Source organism: Streptomyces luomodiensis (assembly GCF_031679605.1).
Taxonomy (GTDB): domain Bacteria; phylum Actinomycetota; class Actinomycetes; order Streptomycetales; family Streptomycetaceae; genus Streptomyces; species Streptomyces luomodiensis.
Window position 1 is genome coordinate 9827658 of record NZ_CP117522.1, and the last position, 12818, is coordinate 9840475.

General features: G+C 71.2%; 12 protein-coding genes and 1 pseudogene. 10 read left to right on the forward strand and 3 right to left on the reverse strand.

Annotated features, from left to right (window positions below; genetic code table 11):
* The first annotated feature begins 259 nt into the window (after positions 1-259).
* A complete protein-coding gene (locus tag PS467_RS40815; RefSeq protein WP_311039563.1) occupies positions 260-415 on the forward strand; it encodes a hypothetical protein in 156 nt (51 codons plus the stop codon).
* A 274-nt stretch (positions 416-689) separates the two neighbouring features.
* On the opposite strand, the gene PS467_RS40820 is transcribed toward PS467_RS40815, so the two are convergent.
* A complete protein-coding gene (locus PS467_RS40820) occupies positions 690-1562 on the reverse strand; it encodes a ketopantoate reductase family protein (RefSeq protein ID WP_311039564.1) in 873 nt (290 codons plus the stop codon).
* A gap of 70 nt (positions 1563-1632) precedes the next feature.
* Between PS467_RS40820 and PS467_RS40825 the strand changes: the two genes are divergently transcribed.
* On the forward strand, positions 1633-2262 hold the full coding sequence (locus tag PS467_RS40825) for a TetR/AcrR family transcriptional regulator (protein ID WP_311039565.1): 630 nt from the start codon (positions 1633-1635) through the stop codon (positions 2260-2262).
* A gap of 63 nt (positions 2263-2325) precedes the next feature.
* On the opposite strand, the pseudogene PS467_RS40830 reads toward PS467_RS40825, so the two are convergent.
* Positions 2326-2439: pseudogene (locus PS467_RS40830) on the reverse strand (IS630 family transposase); the annotation flags it as partial.
* 216 nt (positions 2440-2655) lie between these two features.
* On the opposite strand from PS467_RS40830, the gene PS467_RS40835 reads away from it, so the two are divergent.
* Positions 2656-3486, forward strand: a complete 831-nt coding sequence (locus tag PS467_RS40835; protein WP_311039566.1) for an alpha/beta fold hydrolase — start codon at positions 2656-2658, stop codon at positions 3484-3486.
* A gap of 125 nt (positions 3487-3611) precedes the next feature.
* On the opposite strand, the gene PS467_RS40840 is transcribed toward PS467_RS40835, so the two are convergent.
* Positions 3612-4874, reverse strand: a complete 1263-nt coding sequence (locus PS467_RS40840; RefSeq protein ID WP_311039567.1) for an outer membrane protein assembly factor BamB family protein — start codon at positions 4872-4874, stop codon at positions 3612-3614.
* Between the two features lie 300 nt (positions 4875-5174).
* On the opposite strand from PS467_RS40840, the gene PS467_RS40845 reads away from it, so the two are divergent.
* The 7 genes from PS467_RS40845 to PS467_RS40875 all read left to right on the forward strand — a co-directional run bounded on the left by PS467_RS40845 (position 5175) and on the right by PS467_RS40875 (position 12669).
* Positions 5175-5792, forward strand: coding sequence for a helix-turn-helix domain-containing protein (locus PS467_RS40845; protein WP_311039568.1), 618 nt, complete (start codon positions 5175-5177; stop codon positions 5790-5792).
* Between the two features lie 115 nt (positions 5793-5907).
* Entirely contained in the window at positions 5908-7113 is a 1206-nt protein-coding gene (locus PS467_RS40850; RefSeq protein ID WP_311039569.1) for an NAD(P)/FAD-dependent oxidoreductase, read from the forward strand.
* Entirely contained in the window at positions 7110-7472 is a 363-nt protein-coding gene (locus tag PS467_RS40855) for a (2Fe-2S)-binding protein (RefSeq protein WP_311039570.1), read from the forward strand. The genes PS467_RS40850 and PS467_RS40855 overlap by 4 nt, the downstream gene beginning before the upstream one ends.
* 75 nt (positions 7473-7547) lie before the next feature.
* Positions 7548-9029 (forward strand): FAD-dependent oxidoreductase, encoded by a 1482-nt coding sequence (locus PS467_RS40860; RefSeq protein WP_311039571.1) that lies wholly within the window; start codon positions 7548-7550, stop codon positions 9027-9029.
* Between the two features lie 87 nt (positions 9030-9116).
* Positions 9117-10049 carry a dihydrodipicolinate synthase family protein gene (locus tag PS467_RS40865; protein ID WP_311039572.1) on the forward strand — a complete coding sequence of 311 codons (933 nt, stop codon included), beginning with the start codon at positions 9117-9119 and terminating at the stop codon, positions 10047-10049.
* Positions 10049-11050 (forward strand): proline racemase family protein, encoded by a 1002-nt coding sequence (locus PS467_RS40870; protein ID WP_311039573.1) that lies wholly within the window; start codon positions 10049-10051, stop codon positions 11048-11050. Before PS467_RS40865 ends, PS467_RS40870 begins: the two co-directional genes overlap by 1 nt.
* Positions 11051-11193: 143 nt before the next feature.
* Positions 11194-12669: an amino acid permease gene (locus tag PS467_RS40875; protein ID WP_311039574.1), complete on the forward strand. Its 1476-nt coding sequence runs from the start codon at positions 11194-11196 to the stop codon at positions 12667-12669.
* Positions 12670-12818 lie beyond the last annotated feature (149 nt).

Consider the following 12818-nt stretch of genomic DNA (forward strand, 5'->3'; position numbering starts at 1 on the left):
TGCACCGGGCGGCCGGGGCGGACCGGCCACCCGGCGCGCCGACGGCCACCTGGACGCACCGTCGATCGCCTGAGTGTGGGCATGTCAATACTGGGGTCTGCGACTGCTCTACCTGATCTTCTGCCGACTGCTGGGGTGCCTCCTCTTGTTGGGCCGATCGACAGCCGCGAACAACGCTGAGGTCCTCGTGCTTCGTCATGAGGTCGATGTGCTTCGTCGGCAGATCGAGCGCCCGCGGCTCTCGTGGGCTGATCGTGCCGTGTTCTCCGCTCTCGCCCGGCACCTGCCTTCCGCCTTGCGCCGCCACCGGCTGGTCACCCCGGGCACGCTGTCCGTTCTCGCCGACGATCCCTGCGAGCACACCGGGCCCGACGAAGCGGTGAAACGGACGTACGACGAAGGCGACGAGGGCTGACGGCTGTGGGCCGCGACTCCGCCCACGTGCCCCGCCCACGTGCCCCGCCAACCACGGTTCCGCTGATCACCGAGGCCGGGATCCCCCCGGCCTCCCCTGGGTCGCCTCGCTCTGCCGGGCGTTCGCCGAAGCCGAGAACGCTGCGGCGGACGACAGCCTGCCGCTGCGACCCAAACCCGTCCGCATCCCCAGCCAGGGGACCCGCTCACCCCCGAGGAGATCGCCTGGGACTGGCGGTGGTGTGCGTGGTGAGGTTTTCGCCGTCCTGGGGCGCTTAGCGGGCTCCCGCAGGGGCTCGGAGCTGTTCGGCCAGCCGCTGGAGTTCGGCTGCCGTGGCGGGCGAGGGGTCGTTGAGTCCGCTGTGCACGGCGGTCGGGCTCTTCAGGAAGCGGCGGAGCACGGCCACCAGGAGCCCTTGCGGCAGAGCCCGCAACGCGGCGAACGCGCGAGGTACCGGCGGCGTCTCCATCGCGGCGAGGTTCTGCCGCATGAGGTGGAGCATGCCGCGGACCGCGTCCGGGGCGTCGGCCAGCACTGCCGGGCCGCCCGCCGCGTGTACCGCCTGCCCGAGCGGGACCTCGAACGCGGCGTGCGTCCTGAGCCAGGCAGCCATCCGCGGCTCGGCCTTGGCGTTGATCCCGGCGGTACGGAACGTCTGCACGATCCGTTCCAGTCGCGGGGTGGTACGGCCGTCGGGCTCGCCGATCGGCATCGCGACCCGGCGGGTGATGAAATTGCTCCTGCGGTAGCGGACCACGTCGCCGTCCATCGTGCCGCCAGTCGCGGGGAAGCCGAGCAGCACCCGCTCGTGGCCGATCACCGCACCCAGCGTCTTTGGGCCGGCTGCCCAGTTGAGCAGGAACAGCACGTCACCTTGGACACCAGCGAGTGATTCCAGCACCGCATCCACCTGGTGGGTGCGGACGAAGACGGTGATCAGGTCGTATCCGCCGTCGGGGTGCTCGATCACCGGTACCGGCACCCGCTTGACAGCTGGGCCGTCTTCCTCGGCGAGCTGCACTCCCTGCCGGCGCAGGGCGGTCAGGCGCTCGCCCCGGGCGAGGAGCGAGACGTCGTGGCCGGCCTCGTGCATGCGGGCGGCGAACAGGCTGCCGCAAACCCCGGCGCCGTACACGAGCAGCTTCATGACAGCCCTCTTTCACACGTTCGTTTCATTCATACGTTCGTTTCATTCAAACATATGTAGAGTCCCTCGTGTGGCGACCCCAGACACCCGCACCCAGATCCTCGACGCGGCCGAGCACCTCTTTGCCGAGCACGGATACCGCGGCACCTCGGTCCGCGCGATCACCAAACTCGCCGGAGCGAACCTGGCCGCCGTCGGCTACCACTTCGGCTCGAAGGCGGAGCTGATGGCCGCCGTCGCCCGCCGCGTGATCGAGCCCATCAACGCTGCCCAGTGCGCCGGGCTCGACACATTGCTCGCCCGGACCCCCGACCCATCGGTCAGCGAACTGGTGGAGGCATTCGCGGGGCCGCTGTTCGACGGGATGCCGGCCGGCGACGAGGGCGGCGCCCGGACGTCCCGGCTGATCGTGACGATCCTCAGCGACCCGGCCGAGGAGGCACGCAACTGGACCGGCCCGGCCGAGGACTCGGTCCGCGAGCGCTACCTCGCAGCCTTCGCGCGCGTACTGCCCGGCCTTTCCCCGGAGGAACTGCGGTTCCGGATGCGGGGGATCCTTGCCGTGACGGCCGTCGACCGCCTCGAGGTCCACCAGCAGCCCTCCCCTGGCTGTGTGTCCCCGGTAGCGGGCGAGGCGGCCCGGCGATGGGCGATCACGTTCCTGACGGCAGCGATGAGTGCGCCACCGACCCGGACCTGACGACCCAAGACAGACGCCGGCGGCGCGGGTCAGGCGGCGTTCGCCGTGTGGACGAGGGCAGTCCTCGATCCTGTTCAGCCAGGAGCTGTTGGCCGGGGTGTAGACGATCTCGGCGTTATTGGCAGCCGCCCACGCGCCGACCCGCCGGCAGCGCCTGGTCGTCAAGTGCGGCGAGTAGGGACCTCGGGCCGCTGCGACGGCACTTCCCTCCTCGGCTCGCCGCGCGTCAGCGGCGTCCTTTGGCCGTCGGCCGGACCAGCGCGAGCTATAAGGGGTGCGCTACGGGAGATCCCCGTGCCCCGCTGCCCGGTGCTGACGCGCCGTGGACGGCAGGGCAGACTGTCGGCGGACCACGCAGTGACGAGGCGCGGCGACGAGACCGGGAGGGGACCGATGACCGACACATCCACCCATCAGCACTCGGAGGCAGCCGGACCGGTGCACGTCACCGTGTGGGAGGACGGTGGAGCGGGCCTCCCCTCCGTCGTCCTGGTCCACGGGATCCTCACCTGGGGTGACGACGAGCAATACGGCTTCGCGGCGCAGCGCCCGCTGGCCGACCGGCACCGGCTGCTGGTGATGGACCGCAGAGGTTATGGACGCAGCCCGGACATCGCGCACAGCGACTGGTCGGTCGATGCCGAGGACATCGTCGGGCTCCTCGGTACCGGGGCTCATCTGGTCGGGCACGCGTATGGCGGGGTCAGCGCGATGGCCGCCGCCGTACGCCGTCCCGACCTGGTCCACTCGCTCACCCTGATCCAGCCCGGCGCGCTGCGGCCCGCCGAACGTCACCCGACCGTCGCCGAGGCGCTGGCGCGTGCCCGCGCGGCCACCGCTGCGCTGCCCGCCGACCTCACGCCCCAGGAGTTCCTGAGTGCGGCTACCGCATCGGTCGGCATGGCGACACCGGAGCCGACGCCGGCGCGGCTGCGCGCCGCGGCCGCCTCGATGGCCGAACGCCCCTGCTGGGACGCGGACATCCCACTCGGACCGCTGGCCGAGGCACCCTTCCCGAAGCTGATGATCTCCGGTGACTGGGACGGAGCGCCCGAGCAGTACCGAAGGTACGCCGGTGAGCCGCTGATCGCCTGCGCAGACTACGTCGCGGCGGCGATCGGCGCCGACCACCTGATCGTCCCCGGCTACTACCCCCACACGCAGCAGCCCGAACGAGTCAATGCCGCACTGCGGGAGTTATGGGACCACGCCGAGCGAACGTGACATCACTGTGCACCCGCCGTTTCAGAGGTGTCATCCGAGCACTGACGTCGACATGACGAGGCGGGGGCCGCATACACATCCGCCCCCGCCGGGCCACCGGAGCGCCGCGACGCTCCGAGGTACCGCTACGAGGCCGACGGTCCGGTCCAGTCGGCGGCCACATGGCCGATGCGCACCCGCTGCGGATGGTCGCCGACCGACACGGACGCGGTCTTCTCGCCCGTCGCGAAATCGATTGCGGTGACCCGGTCGGCACCGCTCTCGGAGACGACGCACGCGGTGCCGTCGCCGCTCACCGTCGCCCAGTACGGCTTCGAGGCCGGCACCAGGGGCCCTTCCTGGAGTGATTCCCGGTCCACGACGGTCGCGTAGTCGTCCATCGTCCCGGCCACGCACAGCTTCTTGCCGTCGGGGCTCATCGACAGGCCGTGGTGGCGGGAGTCGTTGACCCAGGTGGTGCGGTCCTCGCTGGTCTCAGGGTTCTTCGGGAGGGTCTTCGAGCGGGTGATCTTGTCCTTGGCCACGTCGTACTCCAGGAACCCGTTGAAGAAGGAGACCTGGAAGTAGAGCTTGGACTCATCGGGGGTGAAGGCGACGGGCCGGACGGCATCGGACAGGTCCTTGCGGCCGAAGGCGTCGAGCCGTTCGCGCATATCGATGACCTTGACCTGCCGATACGTGTTCGCGTCGACCACGGTGATGTGCCGGTCGCCCTTCGTCCAGTCCATCGACGGATCGTCCAGGGCGGTGTTGACCTCGCCGATCGACATGTTCCAGAGATACGTGCCGCCGTCGGTGAAGACGTTCTCATGGGGCTTGTCACCGGCGGAGAACGAACCGAGCTCCTTACCCGTCTCGATGTCGAGGACATGCACCGTGTTCGATGTCGAAGCCGACACCGCGACGCGTTTGCCGTCGGGGGACACGGCCATGTGGTCCGCGCGGAAACCCGACACGGGGAAGCGCCAGTTGATGTTGCCCGTCGTGACGTCGATCGAGACCACGTCGGCGAAGCTGGGCCGGGAGACGACGATGGCGGAGCCGTCCGGGGTCGAGTACATGTCGTCCACGAACTGGTCGTGCCCTTCACCCGGCCCCAGCCGGATCCCCAGGAAGAAGGCGAGCTTGATGGGGTTGAGGTAGATCTCGGTGAGCCGTTGGTCCTTGTCCGGTATGACGTTGATCCGGCCGATCCTGGCCATGTCGCCGGTGGATTTGATGACGTCGGCGGTGCCGTCCCAGTTGTTGCCCACGAACATCACCTCCCGCAGGCCGGCCGCCTTCGCCTGCGCGGAGGCGCTCACCGCCGTGGAACCGGTCACGGCCAGCGCCACGGCCGCGGCGAGGGAGAGCATCATTCGGGTGGAGCCACGGTGCTCGGGAGCCATGGTCACTCCATTCGAGAGGGGACCTGTCATCGTCGGGGCGCCGCTTACTGGAAAGTAATGAAGGTGGATACCTCTCACAAGAGCTCTGACGGCAAAAAATGACAGACTCTCAACTTCACCACGGACAAGGTCTGCTTTGATGCGCCGACTCCGCCCCGGCGCGGCTCGCCGCCCTCACCCAGGCCACAGCCCTGCTCCTTGCGGTGTCCCACCCCAAGGCTCGATCCTGGTCTGAAGAGCGAACGACCTGTTGGGCGTCCGTACGTTAAATCGAACGAAATGGAAGAGAAGGGGGAGAGCGTGAGCCTTTCCGAGGGGTCGGTCCGGAGCATGCTGGCCACGAATCTGCGGCGGGCCAGATCCGAGCGAGGGCTGTCCCTCTCCGAGCTGTCCCGGCGGTCGAAGATCGGCAAGGCGACGTTGTCGCAACTGGAGTCCGGGACCGGCAACCCGACCATCGAGACGGTGTTCAGCCTGTCGCGGGTGCTGGAGGTGCCGATCTCCGATCTGTTGGACGCCCGGCCCGCCGGGGAACTGACCGTCGTGCGCGCCGCGGACGTGGAGGTGCTCAGCGGCGAGGGGGTCGATCTGCGCCCGCTGCAGCGGATCGAGTCGGGCGATGCGGTTGTCGAGCTCTTCGACCAGCAGGTCCGGGCCGGGCGCCGGCAGGAGTCGCTCGGTCATGTGGGGACCGAGCACACCATCGTTCAGGCCGGCCGGCTCGGTGTGCGGGTGGAGGGCCACGAGGTGGAGCTGGGGCCGGGCGACTACGTGCGCTTCGACGCCTCTCGCCCGCACTCCTACCTGGCCCTCGACGGCGACGTGCGCTCGGTCCTGCTGCTGCAGTACCGGGCGGAGCAGCGGCTCCACCTGTCCGACCCGGCGCTCGGCGGCGGCCCCTGCGGCTCGGAGCGATAGCCGGCCGGAACGGTGCCGAACGCTGTGCCCGCGTAAAGAGGCGAGCGTGACCGTTGACACGCCCTCTGTCGCGTCATACGTTTTGCGCGTTCGGTTTAACGAACGAGGGGGTTCGATGTACGGAACGCGAACGCGGGTGGCGGTGCTGGGCGCCGGGATCGTCGGCTGCGCCTGCGCTCGCGAGCTCGCCCTGGCGGGCCTCGACGTCACCGTCGTCGACCGGGGCGCAGCCGCGTCGGCGACGACGGCGCACGGCGAGGGCAACGTACTCGTCTCCGACAAGGGCCCAGGACCCGAGCTGGAACTCGCCCAGCTCTCCAGGCGGCTGTGGCCGCAGGTGCTCCAGGCCGTCGCGGCGCGGTCCACGCATGCGGCCCAGGCGGTGGAGTGGGAGCCCAAGGGCGGCATCGTCGTCGCCACCACCGACGCCGGCGCCCGTGAACTGACCCGCTTCGCCGCCGATCAGCGCGCGGCGGGGGTGCACAGCGAAGTCCTCGATGCCGACGCGCTCGCCGAGGCCGAGCCGTACGTCACCCGTGAGTACACCGCCGCCCTGCACTACCCCAAGGACGCCCAGGTGCAGCCGGCCGCCGCGGCCGCCGCCCTGCTCACAGAAGCACTCGCGGCGGGCGCCACCCTGCGCACGGGCTGCGAGGCGCTCTCCGCGGTCACCCGCGGCGACCGGATCACCGGCGTCCGCACCTCGACCGGCCTGCTGGAGGCCGACTGGTTCGTCAACGCCGCAGGTCCCTGGTCCGGCGAGCTGTCCACCCGGCTCGGCGCACCCGTGGACGTCCGGCCCCGGCGCGGTGATGTGCTGGTGACCACGCCGCTGCCGCCGACGGTCTTCCACAAGGTCTACGACGCCGACTACGTCGGAGCGGTCGGCAGCAGCGCCGAGGAGTTGCAGACCTCGGCGGTGGTGGAGTCCACCCGCGGCGGCAGCGTCCTCATCGGCTCCTCGCGCCGCCGGGTCGGCTTCGACGACCGGCTGCGCCCGGAGGTGCTGTCGGCCATCGCCGCCAAGGCGCTGCGCCTGTTCCCGGCACTGGCCGGGGTGCCGGTGATGCGGGCCTACGGCGGATTCCGCCCCTACGTCCCCGACCATCTCCCGGTCATCGGCGCCGACCCCCGGCTTGCCGGCCTCTGGCACGTCGGCGGGCACGAGGGCGCCGGAATCGGCCTGTCGGTGGGCAGCGCGCTGCTGCTGCGCGAGCTGCTGCTCGACCAGCCGACCGACATGGACGCCACCCCGTTCCGTGTGGACCGCCCGGCCATACTGGGCGGCAGCACGGGCACCGCACGTGAGGAGACGGTATGAGTCCCAGACGTGTCCGCGCCGAGGCCGACGCCGTCGGACGGCAGGAGGGGCCACTGCGGATCATCGTCGACGGTGAGCCCGTCGACGGCATCGCGGGCCAGACCATTGCGGGCGTCCTGCTCGCCGCCGACCGGCTGTCCTGGCGCCGGCAACGTTCCGGCGCGCCCCGAGGAGTGTTCTGCGGCATCGGCGTCTGCTTCGACTGCCTCGTGACCGTGGGAGAGGACCGCGACGTACGGTCCTGCCGTCGCCGGGCCCGCGACGGCGACGTGGTGACCACCCAGACCCGACAGGCCGAACCCGGCCAGGGCCGGGAGGCGCAGGCGCTCCGGACCCGGGAGCCCGAGACCGGTCCATGACCCGTCGCCGCAGACCGGCCCGGTCCCCGAGCCGTGGACCGGGGACAGTTCCGACGTACCCGGAAGGAAGCCGAAATGACGCATCGTCATGTCGCGGTGATCGGAGCGGGACCCGCGGGCCTCGCCGCGGCGGAGGCCGCGCTGAGCGCCGGCGCCCGGGTGACGTTGATCGACTCGGCCGACCAGCCCGGGGGCCAGTACCACCGCATGCTGCCCGACGCCTACCACGCCGCCCGGCCCGAGCGGCTCCAGCACGGCTGGCGGGCCTTCGACCGGCGCCGCCGCCGGGTGCTCGCGCACCCGCGGTGCACTTGGTGGCCCGACACCTCGGTCTGGGCGCTGGAACGCCCGGACACCGAAGAGCCCGGAGTCCCGCGGGTGCACGTGCTGCGCGGCCCGGCCGACGGCGGCCGGCGGCGCCGCCTGACGCTCGACGCCGACGCGCTGGTGCTCGCCGTGGGCGCCCACGACCGCGTGTTGCCGTTCCCCGGCTGGGAACTGCCCGGCGTCTTCGCCGCCGGCGCGGCACAGGCGCTCGCCAAGGGCGAGCGGGTCGTGGTCGGTGACCACGTCGTGGTCGCCGGTACGGGACCGTTTCTGCTGCCGGTGGCCGCCTCACTGCTGGAGGCCGGCTCCCGGGTCCTGGAAGTGCTGGAGGCCAACACGGTGGGCACCCTGGCCCGCGGCTGGTCGCGACGGCCCTGGGAGCTGGCGGCCCAAGCCGGCAAGGCCGGAGAACTCGCCGAATACGCCGCCCTGTTGATCCGCCACCGCGTCCCCTTCCGGGCCGGCCGTACCGTCGTCGAGGCGCGCGGCGACGGCCGGGTCGAGGAGGTCGTCACCGCCCGGCTGCACGCCGACTGGTCGGTGGTGCCGGGCACCGAGCGCACGCTCGCGGTCGACGCGGTGTGCGCCACGCACGGCTTCAGCCCGCAACTGGAGCTGCCCCTGGCCGCGGGCTGTGCGCTGCGCCGCACACCGAGCGGTGAGTTCGTGGCCGTGGACGACGACCAGCACACCAGCTGTCCGGGCGTCTACGCGGCCGGTGAGATCACCGGTGTCGCGGGCGCCCCGGCCGCACGGTCGGAGGGCGCGCTCGCCGGCTGGCTCGCCGGCGGCGGCGACCCGGCCGCGCCCAGCCTGCGCCCGTTGCGCCGCGGCCGGGACCATGGCCGGGCCTTCGCCGAACGGCTGGCCACGGCGCACCCGATCGGCGAGGCCTGGCCCGGATGGCTGCGCCCGGAGACGGTCATCTGCCGCTGCGAGGAGGCCGACTACGCCTCGCTGTGCAGGGCCGCCGGCAACGAGGCCAGCGCAGGCACACGTGTCACCAAGCTGGAGACACGCGCCGGTCTCGGCCCCTGCCAGGGACGTGTCTGCGGCCCCACGGTCGCCGAACTCACCGCCCGGCTGACCGGCCGGCCCGCCGAGCGGCCGGTCGAGGGCCTGCCTGCGGCCGGGCCTCACCTCCGCCCGATCGCCCAGCCCATCCGGCTCGGCGAACTCGCCGCCGCCCCCGAACCATCCCCCGACAACCCCACCCCTCAAGCCGGTTGACGGCTTCAACTCTCCCCGGACCACCGGCCTCCCCGGCACACCGACCCCTCCCCGAAACACCGACCTTCCTGGAACGGAGCACAGTTCATGAGCCCCACCAAGAAGCACCATCCCTCTCTCGGCGGCGTCGTGGTCGCCACCGCCCTGCCGTACTACGAGGACGCCTCCGCCCCGGCCGGCCTGGCCGTGGACTACGACCGCTACGCCGAGCACTGCCGGTGGCTGGTGGACAACGGCTGTCACGGCGTCGGCCCGAACGGCTCGCTGGGGGAGTACTCGTCGCTGACCGACGCCGAGCGCCGCACCGTGGCCCGCACCGCGGTCGAGGCGGTGGGTGACTCGGGCACGGTGGTCGTCGGTGTGCACGGGGTCGGCTCGCACCAGGCCCGGCACTGGGCCGAGGCCGCGGCCGAGGACGGCGCCGACGGTGTGCTGTGCCTGCCGCCGACCATGTACCGTGCCAACCGCGGTGAAGTCCTCGCACATTTCGAGGCCGTGGCGTCCGTCGGCCTGCCGGTGATGGTCTACAACAACCCCATCGACACCAAGGTCGACCTGACCCCGGGCCTGCTCGCCGAGATCGCGCAGATCGACAACGTGGTCGCGGTGAAGGAGTTCTCCGGCGACGTGCGGCGGGTGCTGGAGATCAAGGAGCAGGCGCCCGACATCGAGGTGATCAGCGGCGCCGACGACGTCGTGCTGGAGAGTCTGCTGATGGGAGCCACCGGCTGGTTCGCCGGCTTCCCGAACGTCTTCCCCGCGGAGTCGGCCCGCCTGTTCGACCTGGCCACCGCGGGCAAGCTGGAGGAGGCCCGTGCGCTGTACGAGCCGCTGGTCGCGGCGTTCCGCTGGGACTCGCGCACCGAGTTCGTCCAGGCCATCAAGCTCGGCATGGAGCAGGTCGGCCGGTTCGGCGGGCCCTGCCGGCCGCCGCGCGGACCGCTGACGCCACAGATGCGTGAGCAGGTCCAGGCGGACATGGCCCGCGCCATCGCCTCCCTCGAACAGCCGGCCGCCTGATGCGCTCCGTCCGTACGATCAGCGCGGTCGACTCGCACACCGAGGGCATGCCCACCCGCGTTGTCACCGGCGGCGTCGGGCTGATCCCCGGGGACACCATGGCCGAGCGGCGCCGCCACGCCGTGGAGAACCTGGACGAATTGCGCCGGTTCCTGGTCGACGAGCCGCGCGGCCACTCGGCGATGAGCGGCGCGATCCTCCAGCCGCCGACCCGCCCGGACGCCGACTGGGGCGTGCTCTACATCGAGGTCAGTGGGTTCCTTCCGATGTGCGGGCACGGCACCATCGGCGTGGCCACCGTCCTGGTGGAGACCGGGATGGTGACGGTCACCGAACCGGAGACCACCGTACGGCTCGACACGCCGGCCGGGCTGGTCGAGGCGCGGGTGACCGTCCGCGGCGGCCGCGCCGAAAAGGTCACCCTGCGCAACGTGGACGCCTTCGCGCTCGAATTGGACGCCGCGGTGCGAGTGCCGGGGCTCGGGAGCGTCCGCTACGACATGGCGTACGGCGGCAACTTCTACGCTGTCGTCGAACTTGACCGGATCGGCCTGCCCTTCGACCGGGCGCGCAAGGAGGAGATCCTCGCCGCCGGACTGTCGATCATGCAGGCGGTCAACGAGCAGAACCGGCCGCTGCACCCGGCCGACCCGCTCATCGGCGGCTGCAAGCACGTGCAGTTCCTGGCCCCGGACTCCACCGCCCAGCACTCGCGCAACGCCATGGCCATCCATCCGGGCTGGTTCGACCGCTCACCGTGCGGCACCGGCACCTCGGCGCGGATGGCGCAGCTGCACGCGCGCGGTGAACTGCCGCTGCACACCGACTTCGTCAACGAGTCGTTCATCGGAACCCGCTTCACCGGCCGCCTGGTCGGCACGGCCGAGGTGGGCGGACTGGCCGCGGTCGTCCCCGAGTTCTCCGGACGGGCCTGGATCACCGGCACCGCGAACTACCTGCTCGACCCGAACGACCCCTTCCCGCACGGATTCGTGCTCTAAGAGCTGTCCCGTAACTGCTGGTCATGGGTGAGGACCTTGTCGTGTCCGGTGTGATCACGGCATCGTGGACGGAACCGAGGTCCCCACGCGTGACCACGCGTCCCGTCCGCACACTCCCCGTACGTCGTCACCGGAGGGACCCCATGTCCCGTTCAACTCCCGTCATACCCCGGGACAGAACGGCACCCGGAAGCGGGCTGTTCTCCCGGGAGGGAATCTTCCGCCTCAAGCCAGTCGACTCCTCCGAGGAGGAGACTGCCGGCGGACTCCGCCGGACCATGGGACTGTGGCAGCTGGTTGCCCTCAGCCTCGGCGGTCTGGTCGGCGCGGGTGTCTTCTCGCTCGCCGGAGTCGTGGCCCACGAGGACGCCGGACCCGGCGTGATGATCTCCTTCCTCGTCGCGATCATCGCCAGCGCCGCGGCGGCGCTGTGCTACGCGGAGTTCGCCGGCACCATCCCCAGGGCCGGCTCCGCCTACACCTACTCCTACGCCGCGCTCGGCGAGATCGTCGGATGGGCGATCGGCTGGGACCTGCTCCTGGAGTACACGGCCATCGTCGCCGTGGTGGCCATCGCCGTGTCCGGCTACCTCTCCTACATCCTGGAACACATCGGCGGCCACCTGCCGAACTGGATGCTCGGCGCCCCCGGCACCGGCCCCGGCCACCGGGTCGACCTGCTCGCCGCCCTGCTGTGTGTGTTCCTGGCCTTCGTCCTGTCCCGCGGCACAAAGGAGTCGGCGCGCTTCGAGACCGTCCTGGTGGTCGTCAAGCTGGGCATCGTCGCACTGGTCATCGTCGCCGGCGCGTTCCACATCTCCTCCGGCAACTACAGCCCCTTCCTGCCCTTCGGCATCGGCGGCGCGTTCACTGGCGCGGCAACCACGTTCTTCGCGGTCTACGGCTACGACGCGATGAGCGCGGCCGCGGAGGAGAGCGCCGAGGCGAAGAAGGTGCTGCCGAAGGCCATCGTGATCTCGCTCGCCATCGCCGCGGTCATCTACCTGCTGGTCTGCCTGGTGCTGCTGGGCATGCAGAACTACCGGGACATCGACGTCAAGAGCCCGTTCTCCAGCGCACTCGCTTCGGTGGGCCTGGGCGGACTCGGCATGGTCGTCGCCGTCGGCGCTGTCATCGGCATCACCACCTCCGCGTTCGCCAACATGCTCGCGGTGACGCGGGTCTGGTTCTCCATGAGCCGCGACGGGCTGCTGCCGCGGTCCTTCGCACGCAACCATCCCGAGCGGCACGTCCCCACCCGGGTGATCTGGCCGGTGGGCATCGGCTCAGCGCTCATCGCCGGGTTCCTGCCCATCCGGGAGGCCGCGGACCTGACCAACATCGGCATCCTGATGGCGTTCATCGTGGTGGCCGTCGCCGTCGTGGTGATGCGCAGGACCCGCCCCGACCTGCCCCGAGCCTTCCGCACCCCGCTGGTGCCCCTGGTCCCGGCCATCGGGATCGCCTTCTCGGTCTGGCTGATCAGCAACCTCGACTGGGTGACCTGGGTGCGCTTCGCGGTGTGGATGGCGCTCGGCCTGATCGTCTACGGCCTGTTCGGCTACCGGAACTCCACAGAGCACCGGTCCCGCGGCCACGAGGAAGGAGCAGCGCCATGACCGCGGTCGCCATGGCACCGGACCGGGCCGTCACCGTGGCCCAAGGCACGGCCCGGGTCTGGGCCGACACCGAGCCCGCCACCGGGCGGGCACACTGACGGCCGTGGCCGACGCCCTGGAACCTCCGAGCGGCCGGCGGGCCGCCCCGG